This window comes from Klebsiella sp. BIGb0407 (assembly GCF_024807845.1).
Taxonomy (GTDB): domain Bacteria; phylum Pseudomonadota; class Gammaproteobacteria; order Enterobacterales; family Enterobacteriaceae; genus JGM124.
In genome coordinates, this window is sequence record NZ_JANUEQ010000003.1 from 132,332 (window position 1) to 150,186 (window position 17,855).

Genomic DNA, 17,855 nt, shown 5'->3' on the forward strand with positions numbered 1-17,855 from the left:
GGTCGTGAACGGACATAAGGATAACGTTTATCAGCAGAATAAAACCACCGTTCTTATCAAGAACTATGCGGTAAGTTTATGATGATAGTGTGTCGTGCAGGCTAATGTCACCGGGATCCCGATAACATTAGCCTTTGAGGAAATTACGCGGATTTTTTTAAGGCAGGTTAAACATCAGTGCGGGCAACTGCATCCCGGGATGCTTGCTCTCTCTCGAGCCCCGTTAATTCACTCAGTTCCCCCAGCCGCATTTCCAGCAAACGATCGGCGTGGCTGAAATAATGATCGTCGTGACTAATAGCAAAGATCGTTTTGCCACGTTGCTGCATTAACGGCAGGAGTATCTGATAAAATTCACGACGGAAATGGGGATCCTGATCGGCGGCCCATTCATCCAGCAGAATTATTTCACGTTCTTCAGCTAATGCCAGGAGTAAGGCGACACGCTTACGCTGCCCTTTCGAAAGCTTAAGATTGAGGATTTTACCGTTTTCCAGTTCCAGTTTATCCGTCATTTTCAGATAAGCTAACCAGTCAGCGATCAGTTCAGGATCAGCCTCTTTGCCCTGCGGCCCCAGTAGTTTATCGAACAGCGAAACATCCGTGAATACTGCCGAAAAGAGTTTACGATACTCTTCTATATTTTCAGTAGTCACCCGCTTACCATCAAGATAAATGTCCCCTGATACTGGCTGATAAAGTCCGGTCAAGAGCATCGCAAAGGTTGACTTACCACTACCATTACCGCCGATTAAAAACAGTAATTCACCGCGTTTAATGGTGACGTTGATCGGCCCGACACTGAAATTATTATCTTCATACTGAAATACCACATCCCGCATTTCCAGGGTCTGCCAGGGGGCAGCTTCCTGTGGACGCGGGAAAGAGGGGTCAAAAGGTGCCAGCTTGAAGGTATTCAGTTTATTAAAAGCGACCTGGGCGGTTAGTAACGTCGGTAAAGCGCCGACCGCCGATAACAGCGGCGTACGAAGAAAAAGTAACGTCAGTGCAAAAGTCGCCGCAACGGTGCTGTCTGACCAGCCAAGGCTATTCGCCATCCAGAAGACCAGGCCAATCGCTCCCAGCATCATAATATTTGACCAGTTCACCGCGCTGAGATGGAAGGTATCTGCACGAATAATATGCCGGCGGTATTTTTCAGCATGGGGAGTATAAGTCTGGTTATAAATCCATTCTGCACGTTCCTGGTTAAGCATCAGCTCTTTACGACCTTCAATCACCGTTTGATAGTCATCATAGAGAGAATCCTCAACTTCACGCAGTATAGCGAGGTGTTTATAGACGCGTGACACCAGTATATAGCCGCCAAAAATGGTGATAATCACCCAGACAGCAGTGACAGAAAGCATTTTCGGTGACAATAATCCCAGATAGATAACAGAGCCAATGGTCAGAATAATGCCCTGAACCAATTCAGGTAATCGTACAAAAGCAATGGTGATATTACGAATATCGCTGGTTAAACCCGCTAGCAGAGTCGCACCGCCAAGCCGTTCTATACGCTCAACGTGGGTATCCATAATACGTTTAATAAATTCGCTGCGCAGGCGATAAACGAAATAGTGGCCAAGCGTCGTTAACGCCAGTTGAGAGGCAAGTGTCACCGCCATTAACAACAACAGTAATGCCAGAAATTCAGGCAGTACGGATAATGAAAGATCGGGGGTTTCTATCAGGCGTTGACTGATGAACGCAATAAGACCGATACCCAATGCTGCACTAATGAGGCTTAGTAACATGACTATCAAAAAAGGCCAGCGATACTGCCGGTATACCACACGTAAAAGTTCCATAGCTCAATCATCTAAAATAACACAGCCTGCAGTTTAAACAGCCTGCCCCTCACTTCAAGAATAATTCTCATTTTTATTCTCTTTTAGAGGACAGGTGAACGACGAAACCACTCTTCTGGCGGTCATACATCCTGACTTATTGATGAAAAAGTAAACATGAAATAGCCTATTTATACTCATTCAGCAAAAAAGTTTTAAACTGGGGAGACATCCAGGTTTCGAAACCATTCTCTCCTTTGGTTATCAGATAAACTGCCAGCCCTTCTTTCTCTGCAACTTGTTTCGCTTTTTCTTCTCCGAGCACCATCAACCCCGTATCCCAGCCATCTGCTTCCATCGCGGTTGTCGCAATCACTGAAACTGAGACTAAGTTATGGTCTATCGGTCTGCCCGTTTGGGGGTTGATAATATGAGAGATACGTTTGCCATCAAGCTCATAGTAATTCAGGTAGCTACCTGAGGTACTGATCGCATGACCATTAATGTCAACTAAAGCCTGAATCACACTTTCCCTGTCGGTCGGTTTTTGAATCGCCACCCGCCAGGCATTTCCTTCGCTATTCATCCCTCTGGCAACCACAGTTCCCCCGACCGAAACCAGATAACGACTGATCCCATTTTGTTCCATTAAACGGGCCAGATGATCTGCTGCATAACCTTCGCCGATGGTTGAAAGATCAACTGAAAGATCGGGTAAATCCTTCTGTAACCATTGTTTATCCGAGGCATTAATAACCTGAAGATGGTGCAGGCCTGTTAAGGCTTTTGCTGCAGCAATTTCTGCCTCATCAGGCGTTTTTTCTGGCGTTTTGTGGGGACCAAATCCCCACAAATTGACCAAAGGTCCCACTGTAATATCCATGGCACCGTCAGTCTTCTCACCAATACGCAGTGCCATAGTAATAATATCGCTCATCGCTTCGCTGACGGGATAAGGCGCAGTACTGTTAAACTGATTAAAACGCGATAGTGCAGAATCATTTTTCCAGGTCGACATTAATCTGTCATCGGCGTCCAGCTGATCCTGAATTTTGTCTCTTAATCCCTTTTCCTGAGAACTGTCCACCCCAGCCACACTCACTCGCCAGTATGTTCCCATCGTCTTGCCTTCAAGGATCAGACCACGCGAGACCGTTTTTTCCTGGTTATCACAGCCCGCCAGGACCAAAAACAGTACCACAAGCCAGCTATGGCGAATAAAACGTAAGTTCATGGGAAGAGTTCTCATTGTTAGGACACATCAGAATACGATACAAAAAGAATACAAAACAGATTGATAACAGAAATTAATATCAACAAAAAAGGCGCCATAAGGCGCCTTTTTCACGAGTAAGAGAGTAAAAATACCACCCTCTTTGCTGCACGTTAAATTAGAACTGGTAAACCATACCTAAAGCAACGACGTTGTCGGTGTTGATACCGGCTTTCTGGGTGAATTCATTGCTGTCCAGCAGGTTGATTTTATAGTCAACGTAGGTAGACATATTTTTGTTGAAGTAGTAGGTTGCGCCAACATCAATATATTTCAGCAGATCCTGGTTGCCGTAGTCCTGGCCACCAACGTTGCTGTTGATGTTCTTACCTTTAGATTGCAGGTAAGCCAGGGATGGACGCAGACCGAAATCAAACTGGTACTGTGCTACTAATTCGATGTTCTGTGCTTTATTCGCAAAACCTGGGATCTCTGCATCTTTACCAAAACGCGTTGCGTTATAGGTCTGAGTATACTGAGCAGCAAGGTAGATGTTGTTCGCATCGAACTTCATACCACCGGTATAGGTGGTTGCATCTTTACCTTCGCCGTAAGCCAAGTCGTTCTGCGCACCAGTACGTTTAGAGCTAGAGATAGCAGAACCGATGCTGATACCCTGACCCAGATCATAGGTCAAAGAACCGCCGAAACCGTCACCGTTTGCGGTCAACGGACTACGATTTCCGCCTTCTGAGCTATTGTCACTGTTTTTGCCCTGGTATTGCAGTGCGAATGCCAGACCATCAACCAGACCAAAGAAGTCAGTATTACGATAAGTCGCTACGCCACCAGCACGAGACTGCATGAAGTTATCTGCGCCGTAGGTGTCACCACCGAACTCAGGCAGAACGTCAGTCCATGAAGTTACATCATAAACAACGCCGTAGTTACGACCATAGTCGAAAGAACCCGCATCGCCGAATTTCAGACCAGCAAATGCCAGACGAGTAGAGTTTTTAGAGGTATCTTCGCTGGTGTTACCCTTAACTTCGTATTCCCACTGACCATAACCAGTCAGTTCGTTTTGAATCTGGGTCTCACCTTTAACACCCACACGGACGTAAGTTTTGTCGCCGTCTTCTGCTTTATCTTTAGAGAAATAATGCAGGCCGTCTACTTTACCGTACAGGTCTAATTTGTTGCCATCTTTGTTGTAAATTTCAGCAGACTGAGCTGCGCCAGCTACCAGCAATGCTGGAACCAGAAGGGATAGAGCTTTGAGTTTCATATTATTACCCTCTATTTGTTATATGCCTTTTTATTTACCACTGCACAATGATCAACGTATTAACCATCAGGCAGACACATTGTCCGGAACAAAAGAGAAATAATCCAATGGCTTTATGATACCAAAACTAAATATATGTTTCATTTATCAATATAGATGTAACAAAAAGTTAATATAAGGGAACTATTATAATAATAGCTAAGGCGATAATATTAGCACTAATAGTCAAAAAAATATAAATTACATTATTTTCAGAAGGTTACAAATAGTCCAAAATTTAGCACTGAATGGTAATTATTTTGTTTGTTTCACACTTAAAATAGTCCCCGCTATCATCATTAATTTTATTTATTATCGTCATTCGAATCTGAATGTCATTTCACATTTTTTAATACCGGATGCTTACATCCGGTTTTTTTTTACCTTTCATTACACTTCCACATTATTTCTTAAAAACTCACATCTTTCCTGGTTATTAAGTCATCGTTTGATTTTTTGTAACTCCTGTTACTCATTCTCTTATCCCCGATCAATTTTTAATAAAAGTGGAAGATATTTTTATCTCATCCTTCGAAAGCGCTAGACTAAAAAAAATTTTATGCAAACGCCTGAACAGCATTTAATGATGGATTAATCCTAAAATTATAGTGCGCGAATCATTTATTAAACCTTTATACTCTTTTCAGTGTCCATGTAACCAATGCCGCAAAAGAAGGGTAAAAGTATGCTTATTGTTCGACGATCAGGGAAAATTTACGGTATTCTGTTGCGTCGTCTGGCATGGTTTTAATCCACTTTAAATGGCGTTCTGCGCCGGGTTGTGCATAAACAATGGATCAATCTGAGAACGCTTCTGTTAACAAGGTTTCGTTTGTGTCTGGCAAAATCACGCACTTTTTTTTGTTATTAATCGTGGTGCTATTGATCACCCTCGCCAGCATGCTGCAAAGCGCAGTAAGCAACTGGATAGCGACAAAAAGTGAACAGGTTAGCGGCATTGCCGATACGCTCAACAAACGGGTAGAGACATACCGTTATGCGACATGGCAACTGTATAACAATATTACTTTTGACCAGACTCTGCCCGATGAAAGAATGCAGGAGATACGCCTGCGCCAGGACATCTATTATTTAGAAAAACCACGTGTTAAAACAGAAGCGCTGATCTTTGGCGCCCACGATGATGCAACCCTTGGTGTGGCACAGAAGATCTCTCGCTATCTGGATATACTCTGGGGAGGGGAAGATAACTCCTGGTCGATGTACTACTTAAATGGCCTTGATAATAGCTTAACGCTTGTTTCCACCCTGCCTTTAAGGGATATCTCTTCTGGGTTCCGTGACTCCATTCTTGCCTCAGTTATCGACTCACGGCGCGCAGAGATGCTACACCAGGCCAATGTTCTGGATGAACGTGAAAGTTTCTCGTCACTACGTAAGCTTAACTGGCAGAATATTTATTACTTTACCCTGCGAACGACATTTAATCAGCCGGGCCATCTGGCGACTGTCGTTGCCTTTGATCTACCCATCAATAATTTACTTCCGCCCAAAATGTCTCCGGATGATTTTCTGATTAAGCCCGAAAATCCAACCGGGCAACTAACACAAGTTGAAAAAGAAGCTCCGAGAGTCGCCGGCACCCGTTTCACCAGTGCCCGTATCGAGATTACTGCGCCCATTATTACCACGCCACTGACTCTGATATGGCAAGTTCCTTATAGCGTGCTGCTACTGGATGTCCTGAAAAATACTCTTCTGCCATTAGTTCTTAACTTAGGCTTACTTGGACTCACTATTTTTGGATTAATGACTTTTCGCCGATCTCAGATTCCAGCTTCGGAACCCGTTAACAGTGCGGACGAATTACTTACGCTGCGAGTACTGAATGAAGACATTATTACCCACCTCCCGCTAGGGTTTGTCGCGTGGGATCTGGAAGCAAATCGAACCATTATTAGTAATAAAATGGCTGACCGGCTGCTGCCTCATCTGAACTTACAAAAAATCATGTCGATGTCTCAGCAGCATCAGGGAATTATTCAGGCCACTGTCAATAATGAGCTCTATGAAATACTGCAATTCCGTAGTCACATCACACCACAGACACAACTCTTTTTTATCCGCGATCAGGATCGTGAAATTCTGGTAAATAAGAGACTCAAACAAGCGCAAAGCCTGTATGAAAAAAATCAGCAAGCACGCGTTATTTTTATGCAACATATCGGGGAGGCTTTACAGCATCCCGCCCAAAATATTATGGAGTTTTCGACTGCGATGTCGGAAAACCATCGCCTACCTTTCATTAATTCAGTGCAGGCGCTGATTCAGCGAGTCGATGAGATAAGACTGCTCAATAGCGTGGAAGCAGATAACTGGCAGCGGCATGACAGCATTTTCGTGTTAACGTCGTTAGTTGATGAAGTCGTCAAGATGATGTTACCTTTGATTAAGCGTAAAGGGTTACATCTGATAGTTGATAACACTCTGACAGCAAATGCTGAACGTTACGGCGATCCACAGACTTTACGCCATATTCTGATATTATTGTTACAGTACTCCATTACCACTACACAAATTGGTAAAATAACGCTGGAAATAAGTGAAGATAAATCAGTAACCGGACGTTTGTTGTTCCGTCTGCTTGATACCGGCTCCGGCATTACTGGCGGTGAAGTCGATAATCTCGCCTTCCCATTCCTGAATGAAACACACCAGGACCGGTACGGCAAAGCAAACGGTCTGACATTTCATCTCTGTAATCGATTAGCTGCTAAGCTTGATGGGTCATTGCAGCTTAAAACCAGCCAGCAAATGGGGACCCGTTACGACTTGCGCGTGACCATGCCAATCGTTCCGGTATCTGATTCCCATGATGAAAAACTGTTGGATGACGTTGTTGCGATGCTGGATATTACCTCCAGTGGCATACGGAAAATAGTCGTACGCTGGCTTGAAAACTTTGGTGCGAGCTGCATTATTGCTGATGAAAGGACTACCAATGAGCATTTTGATATCTTTCTCACTGATAACCCGTCCAGCCTTACTGCCCCAGGCTTGCTATTGAGTGATGATGAGGCTGAAATGCAAACTATAGGTCCGGGGCAATTAAGAGTTAACTTTAATATCAGTAGTGCTATGCAAGATGCGGTACTACATCTGATAGAATCTCAGCTAGCCGTTGAGCAAACCTCATCGCCATCAGCAGACAAGGAGTTACTACAGCTTTATGCTAGCGGCTATTATGCCCTGTTTGTCGAAACAGTACCTGAAGACATAACAAAATTATATGCTGAACTAGCAGCGGACAACGCTGACGCACTGGCGCAGGTAGCACACCGTCTTAAAGGTGTATTTGCTATGCTAAACCTACTTCCAGGCAAGCAGTTATGTGAAAACTTAGAGCATCATATCCGCGATAACAATGCTCCGGACATACAAAAAAATATTAACGACATTGACACTTATGTCAAACGTCTGCTTCAGCAAGGTAGCCTATTACATGAATAATATGAATGTTATTATTGCCGACGACCACCCGATAGTTCTGTTTGGTATTCGAAAATCTCTCGAACAGATCGAGTGGGTAAATATTGTTGGTGAATTTGAAGACTCAACAGCATTGATCAACAATCTTCCTAAGCTTGATGCCAATGTGCTAATAACAGATCTTTCAATGCCGGGGGAAAAGTACGGTGACGGGATCACGCTGATTAAGTATATCAAACGCCATTTTCCCGATCTGTCCATCATCGTATTAACCATGAACAACAATCCAGCAATTTTAAGTGCTGTATTAGATCTGGATATCGAAGGGATTGTGCTGAAACAAGGTGCCCCAACTGACTTACCAAAAGCGCTGGCTGCACTGCAAAAAGGCAAAACGTTCACTCCTGAAAGTGTCGCTCGTTTGTTAGAGAAAATTAATGCGGGTGGCTATGGTGATAAACGTCTGTCACCTAAAGAAAGTGAAGTTTTACGCCTGTTTGCGGAAGGTTTTCTGGTTACTGAGATTGCACGAAAACTGAATCGTAGCATCAAAACTATCAGTAGTCAGAAGAAGTCTGCCATGATGAAGCTTGGTGTTGAAAATGATATCGCTTTGCTGAATTATCTTTCTTCTGTCAGTCTGACACCTGAAGACAAAGAGTCGTAATAACTCAGTTGTCACATCAATATTGCGCTATTCCCTGTCCAGGGAATAGCGCAACTCTGCAAATAATCGTTAGTCTGACTGACGTTCCTTCCTTACCCTGGCTGCATAAATCGCCAGTGTCTGTTTAACCACTTCCAGAGTTACTGGTTTCGACAGGCAGCTATCCATTCCCGATGAAATGCAGCGCTGTTTTTCATCTGCCAGGGCATTGGCTGTTACCCCTACCACGGGTAGTGTTAAACCCAACTGACGAATATTCTTTGTCAGGGTATATCCATCCATATTAGGCATGTTCACGTCACTCAGTACAATATCGATATGATGTTTTTTGAGCACGCTCAAGGCATCAACACCATCATTGGCCGTCTTACAGCGATAACCCAGTAGATTTAACTGATCTGCCAGTAATCGTCTATTAATCGGATGATCGTCAACCACCAGAATCATCATATCTTCATTTTGTTCGTCAGAGGCCGGAAGCGCAGGTAGTTCAGGATTAGTATCCGGGCGAGTAATGGGTAGACTGTAAATACGTTCCAGTAAGGTCAATATTTCATGAGGTGAGACGGTACTGTAAACCCACTGACCAGCAGCGGGCTCAATAGGAAGACCAATGTGCGTTCGATTAAACTGAATACTCGCCTTCCCTCCCCAGCTACCGATGATATTTTCGTCGGTTATCAATACATCATTATGAGCTGGAGATTCTCCTGACCAGCAACGAACGTTAACGCCACGTTTAGTCAGTAATGATTCAAGAAAACTACTCAATGACTCATTATGTACATTCAGCCAGCAACAATACTCTGATAATTTCTCACTCGTCGTCGCTTTATCAAACTGTGCATGATAGAGCGGTATACGTACAGTAAACTGGCTTCCCATACCCGGCTCACTCTCAACTGAGATATCACCATCCATCATATTGATGAGCTTTTCGCAGATAGCCAGACCCAGCCCGGTTCCCTGGAAGTTATGCTGAACACCGCTTCCGACCTGGAAGAATGGGTCGAACAGACTCATCACTTCTTTTGCCGGAATACCGATTCCGGTGTCTCGTACCCGAAAATTCAAATATTCATCATGGACAGAAACGTGGATAACAATGCAGCCAAAGTCGGTAAACTTGATAGCGTTACTCAGTAAGTTTGAAAGAACCTGCTGCAATCGCATAGGATCACCTAACAACATGGCAGGGACATCTGGCTCAATAAAACAGTACAACCCAAGTTGTTTTCTGACCACCAGCGGTAAATAATTCGCAGTGATATGACCAATGGCTTCGCGAGGTGAAAACTCACGCGGCTCTATTTTCAGTTGTTCGGATTCTATCTTCGAGAAATCGAGAATATCACTGATTATTTTTAATAACAGGCTTGAAGAATTGCTCATTGCAGTAACCAACCTGTCTGCACCTTTCGGTAATATTTCGCTGCGCAGCAGGTCAAGGTTACCAATAATGCCATACAGAGGCGTACGTAGTTCATGACTGACTGTGGCCAGGAACATCGACTTTGACTGACTCGCCTGCTCAGAGGAATGAGCCATCTCTTGCAGAGATTCTTCCATTTTGACGCGCGCACTGACATCAACCAGCACACATATCGCGACATTTTCATTACGATATCGTGAATGAACAAAACTCATTTGCAGGTTAGTCTGATTACTGGCCAGTACATCAACAAAATTGACCTGCTGCCCGGAGATAATTTGTGTTAGCTTTTGCCTGTCTTCATGGGTCAGCATGCCCAGATAGTTATGCGCTAATTCATTACTGAGAATATTCGTACCGTCCTGCGTGCGTAAGATACAAATCCCCACGGGCGCAGATGCTACAATTTTATGGTTAAACTGTTCATTCTCTTCCAGTCGCTGCGCATCGTTTTCTGCCGGAGCAAAAACGCGGCGTTCATACATTCTGGTAAGCAGTAGCAAACCTATCCCCACCAGCAGAATGAACACAGCTGCATTAATGATGAGTAAACGTATATGCTCCAGCACCAGATTGACCGGTACTGAATAAACAACAATCAACGAGGTGGGATATAAATCCTTTTTCAAAATAAGCGAATTAAAACCTGCGCTGTAACCAAACCAAGTCCGGCTCTGTAACCATTTGCTTTCCAGTTCAATGCGCGATTCCGGGCCATTAAGAGAGATAAGCAGCTTTCCGCTGTCATCGAAAATACTGACTCCAACAGGTAATGAACCGGGTACAAAAAAGTTTTCCATCCGGGCTGATTGCTCAATACCCAGCAGTCCTTGTAGTCGATTATCCTGATAAACTGGGGTTACCGTATAAAAATAACCGGTTCCGGGACGAGAACCTTGCTCTACCCAATAGAGGTTATTTTCACGTTCATTTTTCGGTGTTCTGTAATATGTCAGTATTTTATCTTGCAAAATTTTGAACGTTTTTTCTCGTTCAAAGGGTGAGTCTCTTAAAGTAAAGTCGGCAATGCAATGCTCATCGCCACCGACCAAAAAAATCCGGTTCAAATCATAGGTAGTAGAAAAATTTTCTCTCCAGTAACGGAGATATGCGCTAATCGAGAGCAGAGAACTGTTCCAGTTTGTGCTAGTAATTGAGCAGTTGGATTGTCGCTGCAATGAGATGAATGTGGGTATTTCTGGTAACTCGTCATCTACGCCCACTGACGGTTTCGTTGTGCTGGTTGCGTCGAACTTATTCTCAGTAACGTATTTAAGCTCTTTGATGACATCACTGGTACGCTGAATGTAGCGCTGAGCCTGATCAAAGTTAGTATTAAATTCATGTCTTATTTCAGACTCACGGTCGTGTAATACATTGATAATATAGAACACAGACAGAATAACGACCAGTAACCAGAACAACAGCACTAAAGCCCGAAAAAGATATCGGGATATTTTCAGGGTATTACGGAAAGAAACGAGATAGTTCAAATTAGACCTGAAAGTAAGCGAGTAAAAGGGAGTCTGATATCGTTAAGTTAGTCGCAAAATAGTGAAGCTGCAATGAAGAAGCTCTCCACCGCCTCACCTTAAGTGATCTCCACATTATCGTCGATAGTTTTGTCGAAATAATAAAACTAAACCGCACGAATATCTTAAGTCATTTTTGGCAAAAAAAAAGAGGAAAAACAAACGTTTTCCCTCTTATTGGCGGTCTCAGCAACTGAAGAATCAGTGTAATTTAATACCCTGTTTTCAGATTATTCGTCAGCAACATCGCCGTCATCATCGCCATCATCGTCACTGTCAGTTTCAGGAGCAATATCATCATCCCCTTCAGCTAACGATCCGTCGATGCTATCCAGCTCTTCGTCGTCAACAGGCTCTGCTACACGCTGTAAACCAACAACATGCTCATCTTCTGCAGTACGAATGAGAATAACACCTTGAGTATTACGACCCACTACGCTGACTTCAGACACACGGGTACGAACCAGGGTACCCGCATCTGTTATCATCATAATTTGGTCGGTATCCTCAACCTGTACCGCACCCACGACGCTGCCGTTACGTTCGGTCACTTTGATCGAGATAACACCCTGAGTGGCACGTGATTTTGTCGGATATTCAGCAGCAGAAGTCCGTTTACCGTAACCATTTTGTGTCACAGTCAGGATGGAACCTTCACCGCGCGGAATAATTAACGATACTACTTTATCGTTTTCCGCCAGTTTGATACCACGAACACCTGTAGCATTACGTCCCATAGCACGCACAGCATCTTCTTTAAACCGAACCACTTTACCGGCCGCTGAGAACAACATAGCTTCATCCTGACCATCAGTCAGGGAAACGCCGATCAATTCGTCCCCATCGTTCAGGTTAACAGCAATAATGCCTGCAGAACGCGGGCGGCTGAACTCAGTCAGTGTAGTTTTCTTCACGGTCCCGCTAGCGGTTGCCATAAAGACGTTAACGCCTTCAGCATATTCACGTACCGGTAAAATAGCGGTGATACGTTCATTTTGCTCAAGCGGTAACAGGTTTACAATTGGTCGACCACGAGCACCACGGCTGGCCTCTGGTAATTGATAAACCTTCATCCAGTAGAGACGGCCACGGCTAGAGAAGCACAGAATCGTATCATGGGTATTTGCGACCAAAAGACGGTCGATAAAGTCTTCTTCTTTAATGCGTGCAGCAGACTTACCTTTACCGCCACGGCGCTGAGCTTCGTAATCAGTCAGAGGCTGATATTTCACATATCCCTGATGGGACAGCGTAACTACAACATCTTCCTGATTAATCAGGTCTTCAATATTAATATCAGCGGAGTTGGCTGTTATCTCAGTACGGCGCTCATCACCGAACTGGCTGCGCATAGCTTCCAGTTCTTCACGAATCACTTCCATAAGACGATCAGCACTACCCAGAATATGCAGTAACTCAGCAATGAATGCCAGGAGCTCTTTATATTCATCCAGCAGTTTTTCATGCTCAAGACCGGTCAGTTTCTGCAGACGCAAATCGAGTATTGCTTGGGCTTGCTGTTCAGTGAGGTAATATTTTCCATCACGAATACCAAACTCAGGCTCCAGCCACTCAGGACGTGCCGCGTTATCGCCTGCGCTTTCAAGCATTACAGCAACACTGCCTAAATCCCATGACTGAGCAGTCAGCCCTGCTTTTGCTTCGGCCGGATTTGATGCGTTACGGATAAGCTCAATAATCGGATCAATATTGACCAGAGCAATAGCCAGACCTTCAAGGATATGTGCCCTGTCGCGCGCTTTACGCAGTTCAAAAATCGTTCTGCGCGTAACGACTTCACGGCGATGACGTACGAATGCCGAAAGAATCTCTTTCAAGGTCATTATCTTCGGCTGGCCCTGGTGTAATGCCACCATGTTGATGCCGAAGGAAACTTGAAGCTGAGTCAGAGAATAGAGGTTATTAAGAACCACTTCGCCAACCGCATCGCGTTTGATCTCGATAACCACACGCATTCCGTCTTTATCAGACTCGTCGCGTAAGGCACTGATCCCTTCAATACGTTTATCTTTAACCAGCTCAGCAATTTTCTCAATCAGGCGCGCTTTATTCACCTGATAAGGAATTTCATGAACAATAATGGTTTCGCGGCCCGTTTTTGCGTCAGCTTCAACTTCCGCACGCGCACGAATATAAATTTTACCCCGCCCGGTACGATATGCTTCTTCAATTCCACGACGGCCATTGATAATTGCCGCTGTAGGGAAATCAGGACCAGGAATGTGCTCCATCAGCGCTTCAACACTGATGTTTTCATCTTCGATGAAAGCGAGACAACCATTAATCACTTCAGTAATGTTGTGAGGCGGGATGTTAGTCGCCATACCCACGGCAATACCGGATGAGCCGTTAATCAGAAGATTCGGGATCTTGGTCGGCATAACTTCTGGAATTTTTTCGGTGCCGTCGTAGTTATCGACGAAATCTACCGTGTCTTTTTCCAGATCGGCCATCAGTTCATGGGCGATTTTCGACATACGGATTTCCGTATAACGCATCGCAGCAGCGGAATCGCCGTCAACCGAACCGAAATTTCCCTGACCATCAACCAGCATGTAACGTAAGGAGAATGGCTGTGCCATACGTACAATAGTGTCGTAAACAGCACTATCACCATGTGGGTGATATTTACCAATAACGTCACCCACGACACGGGCTGATTTTTTGTAAGCCTTATTCCAGTCATTGCCCAGTACATTCATCGCATAGAGCACGCGACGGTGTACAGGTTTGAGTCCATCTCGGACATCCGGAAGTGCACGGCCGACAATTACCGACATTGCATAATCCAGATAGGAGCTTTTTAGCTCTTCCTCAATATTGACCGGTGTAATTTGTTTAGCAAGGTCGCTCATGTAAACGCTATCCCTCTCACTGTATCCCGGATTCAAAGGTCGCAAATTATAACACATACGGTCCACAGTGGGGAAACCAGAACGCTTTTGCTGACGCTTTATTCGCACAGCTAGCCTGATATACTGCTGTTATTCACTTCTACAAGGAGTTACCGCAGTTATGAATCCTGAAAACCAATCGGTTTCGCAGAATGTTGATCCACAAGAAATTGCCAAATTTGAAGCTGTTGCTTCCCGCTGGTGGGATCTGGAAGGCGAATTTAAGCCACTGCATCGTATTAACCCGTTGCGTCTGGGCTATATCAACCAGCGTTCAGGTGGCATATTTGGTAAAAAAATTCTTGATGTCGGCTGTGGTGGTGGCATTCTGGCGGAGAGTATGGCGCGCGAAGGCGCTAAGGTTACCGGCCTTGATATGGGGGCGGAACCGCTGCAGGTCGCCCGCCTGCATGCTTTAGAGCATGGAATTGATGTCAATTATATACAGGAAACAGTCGAGCAGCATGCCAGAGATAATCCCGGGCAGTATGATATTGTCACTTGTATGGAAATGCTTGAACACGTTCCGAGCCCACAATCTGTTGTGGCGGCTTGCGCGCAGCTGGTCAAGCCTGGCGGCCATGTGTTCTTTTCAACCATCAACCGAAATGCTAAAGCCTGGTTAATGGCCGTTTTTGGCGCAGAGTACGTGTTGCAGATGGTTCCTAAAGGAACACATGATGTTAAAAAATTCATAAAACCCGCTGAATTATTACACTGGATTGATGAAACCCCTCTGCGTGAACGTCATATGACCGGGCTACATTTTAACCCATTGACCAATCGTTTTAGCTTAGGTCCTGGTGTCGATGTAAATTATATGTTGCACACTGAAGCCTAATCACACACAAATTTTAGAAATAGATATTCAAAAATGTGCGGTGCAACGCTGCACATTTCTTCATTGAGTTTAAGAAATCAGCACCCAAAAATATTTATCATTTTTTTTGCATCCCATTGACAACCGTCCAGGCCTTATGTGGCGTGGACTTACACAAACTCATAGTTCACGACACGATTTTTTCGTCAAAATCAATACTTGTTCTAAACGGATTCCTTACTAGAATACTCACCATCTTGTGATTTATTTTTAATCAAACCCCTACATATAGTATTTATCCACAGAGTTAGTCACAGATTAGCTGATGTGTATAAAACGGGGATATCTTCTTTTCACGGACAGGTACAACGTACATGAATCAGAGTCTGCTGGTGACAAAACGCGATGGTCGCACTGAGCGCATCAATCTGGACAAAATCCACAGAGTAATAGACTGGGCTGCTGAAGGGCTGAATGATGTTTCAGTTTCTCAGGTCGAACTCCGTTCTCATATTCAGTTCTATGACGGCATTAAGACGTCTGATATTCATGAAACCATTATTAAAGCTGCGGCCGATTTAATCTCCCGCGATGCACCTGACTATCAGTATCTTGCTGCTCGTCTGGCGATTTTCCACTTACGTAAAAAAGCCTATGGCCAGTTTGAACCGCCAGCGCTTTATGACCATGTACAAAAAATGGTTAAAGCGGGGAAATACGATCAACATCTGCTGGAAGACTACACGGAAGAAGAGTTCAAGCAGATGGACACGTTAATTGATCACTGGCGAGATATGAACTTCTCCTACGCTGCGGTGAAGCAGCTCGAAGGTAAATATCTGGTACAAAACCGTGTGACAGGTGAAATCTACGAGAGTGCTCAGTTCTTGTATATTATGGTCGCTGCTTGCCTGTTCTCTGGCTACCCGCGTGAAACACGTCTTGATTATGTGAAACGTTTTTATGACGCAGTTTCAACCTTCAAGATTTCTCTGCCAACGCCTATTATGGCTGGTGTTCGTACCCCTACCCGTCAGTTCAGTTCTTGTGTACTGATTGAGTGTGGCGATAGCCTTGACTCCATTAATGCTACCTCAAGTGCGATTGTAAAATACGTTTCCCAGCGCGCTGGTATCGGTATCAATGCCGGACGTATCCGCGCATTAGGCAGCCCGATTCGTGGCGGCGAAGCGTTCCATACCGGTTGTATTCCGTTCTATAAACATTTCCAGACAGCGGTAAAATCCTGTTCACAAGGCGGCGTGCGTGGCGGAGCTGCCACACTGTTCTATCCGATGTGGCATCTGGAAGTTGAAAGCCTGCTGGTACTGAAAAACAACCGTGGTGTTGAAGGTAACCGCGTGCGTCATATGGACTACGGCGTACAAATCAACAAACTCATGTATACCCGTTTACTTAAGGGTGGCGATATCACGCTCTTCAGCCCTTCTGATGTTCCGGGTCTGTATGACGCATTCTTCGCCGATCAGACTGAGTTTGAACGTCTCTATACAAAATACGAACAAGACAGCAGTATCCGTAAGCAACGCATCAAAGCAGTTGAATTGTTCTCACTGATGATGCAAGAGCGTGCTTCTACCGGACGTATCTATATTCAGAACGTAGATCACTGCAACACGCATAGCCCGTTTGACCCAGCCGTTGCACCGGTACGTCAGTCTAACCTGTGTCTGGAGATTGCTCTGCCGACGAAACCGTTATCCGATATCAAGGATGAAAACGGTGAAATCGCACTTTGTACTCTGTCAGCCTTTAACCTCGGTGTTATTGATAGTCTGGATGAGTTAGAAGAACTGGCGAGCCTTGCAGTACGTGCCCTGGATGCGTTACTTGATTATCAGGATTACCCGATTATTGCTGCCGAGCGCGGTGCAATGGGTCGCCGTACTTTAGGTGTGGGTGTCATCAACTATGCCTATTATCTGGCTAAAAACGGTGTTCGTTATTCAGATGGTAGTGCAAATAATCTGACGCATAAAACGTTCGAAGCGATTCAATACTATTTATTGAAAGCCTCTAACGAACTTGCAAAAGAGCAAGGTGCTTGCCTGTGGTTCAATGAAACCACTTATGCAAAAGGCATTTTGCCTATCGATACCTATAAAAAAGACCTCGACGCAATCAGTAATGAACCATTGCATCTCGACTGGGAATCGCTGCGTGAGTCGATTAAAACTCATGGCCTGCGTAACTCGACCCTGTCAGCATTGATGCCTTCAGAGACCTCATCGCAGATCTCTAATGCCACCAATGGTATCGAGCCACCACGCGGTCATATCAGTATTAAAGCGTCTAAAGACGGTATTCTGCGTCAGGTAGTACCAGAATACGAAAGACTGAAAGACAACTATGAATTGTTGTGGGATCTGCCAAATAACGACGGCTACTTACAGTTAGTAGGTCTGATGCAGAAATTTATCGACCAGTCGATTTCTGCCAATACTAACTACGATCCGACTCGCTTCCCATCAGGGAAGGTTCCGATGCAGCAATTGCTGAAAGATTTGCTCACCGCCTATAAATTTGGTGTGAAGACGCTTTACTACCAAAACACCCGTGATGGCGCCGAAGATACTCAGGATGACCTGTTACCTTCAGCTCAGGATGACGATTGCGAAAGCGGTGCATGTAAGATCTGATGCCTCTCGGGCGATATCAATTGATGTCGCCCGTGACCTCTGTATA

Annotated in this window: 9 protein-coding genes; 4 read left to right on the forward strand and 5 right to left on the reverse strand. The window is 44.7% G+C overall.

Annotation, left to right across the window (positions count from 1 at the left end; translation table 11 throughout):
- Positions 1–167: 167 nt before the first annotated feature.
- From M2387_RS10720 to ompC, 3 genes are all read right to left on the reverse strand, one after another.
- A complete protein-coding gene (locus tag M2387_RS10720; RefSeq protein WP_259049161.1) occupies positions 168–1,814 on the reverse strand; it encodes a multidrug ABC transporter permease/ATP-binding protein in 1,647 nt (548 codons plus the stop codon).
- Positions 1,815–1,980: 166 nt separating this feature from the next.
- Positions 1,981–3,027 (reverse strand): FAD:protein FMN transferase ApbE, encoded by a 1,047-nt coding sequence (apbE, locus tag M2387_RS10725; RefSeq protein ID WP_259049162.1) that lies wholly within the window; start codon positions 3,025–3,027, stop codon positions 1,981–1,983.
- Between the two features lie 157 nt (positions 3,028–3,184).
- Positions 3,185–4,294: a porin OmpC gene (gene ompC, locus M2387_RS10730; protein ID WP_259049163.1), complete on the reverse strand. Its 1,110-nt coding sequence runs from the start codon at positions 4,292–4,294 to the stop codon at positions 3,185–3,187.
- Between the two features lie 831 nt (positions 4,295–5,125).
- Here ompC and rcsD point away from each other — a divergent pair.
- Together rcsD and rcsB are read left to right on the forward strand one after the other, a co-directional pair.
- Complete coding sequence (rcsD, locus tag M2387_RS10735; protein ID WP_259049164.1) at positions 5,126–7,804, forward strand: phosphotransferase RcsD; 2,679 nt, start codon at positions 5,126–5,128, stop codon at positions 7,802–7,804.
- Positions 7,797–8,450, forward strand: coding sequence for a response regulator transcription factor RcsB (gene rcsB, locus M2387_RS10740; RefSeq protein ID WP_259049165.1), 654 nt, complete (start codon positions 7,797–7,799; stop codon positions 8,448–8,450). Before rcsD ends, rcsB begins: the two co-directional genes overlap by 8 nt.
- A gap of 69 nt (positions 8,451–8,519) precedes the next feature.
- Here rcsB and rcsC read toward each other — a convergent pair whose 3' ends face one another.
- Both rcsC and gyrA read right to left on the reverse strand, forming a co-directional pair.
- Entirely contained in the window at positions 8,520–11,375 is a 2,856-nt protein-coding gene (gene rcsC, locus M2387_RS10745) for a two-component system sensor histidine kinase RcsC (protein ID WP_259049166.1), read from the reverse strand.
- Positions 11,376–11,644: 269 nt separating this feature from the next.
- On the reverse strand, positions 11,645–14,290 hold the full coding sequence (gene gyrA, locus M2387_RS10750; RefSeq protein ID WP_259049169.1) for a DNA topoisomerase (ATP-hydrolyzing) subunit A: 2,646 nt from the start codon (positions 14,288–14,290) through the stop codon (positions 11,645–11,647).
- Between the two features lie 160 nt (positions 14,291–14,450).
- Here gyrA and ubiG point away from each other — a divergent pair, with 160 nt between their 5' ends.
- Both ubiG and nrdA read left to right on the forward strand, forming a co-directional pair.
- Positions 14,451–15,170 carry a bifunctional 2-polyprenyl-6-hydroxyphenol methylase/3-demethylubiquinol 3-O-methyltransferase UbiG gene (ubiG, locus tag M2387_RS10755; protein WP_259049170.1) on the forward strand — a complete coding sequence of 240 codons (720 nt, stop codon included), beginning with the start codon at positions 14,451–14,453 and terminating at the stop codon, positions 15,168–15,170.
- 353 nt (positions 15,171–15,523) lie between these two features.
- Positions 15,524–17,809: a class 1a ribonucleoside-diphosphate reductase subunit alpha gene (gene nrdA / locus M2387_RS10760; RefSeq protein WP_259049172.1), complete on the forward strand. Its 2,286-nt coding sequence runs from the start codon at positions 15,524–15,526 to the stop codon at positions 17,807–17,809.
- Positions 17,810–17,855 lie beyond the last annotated feature (46 nt).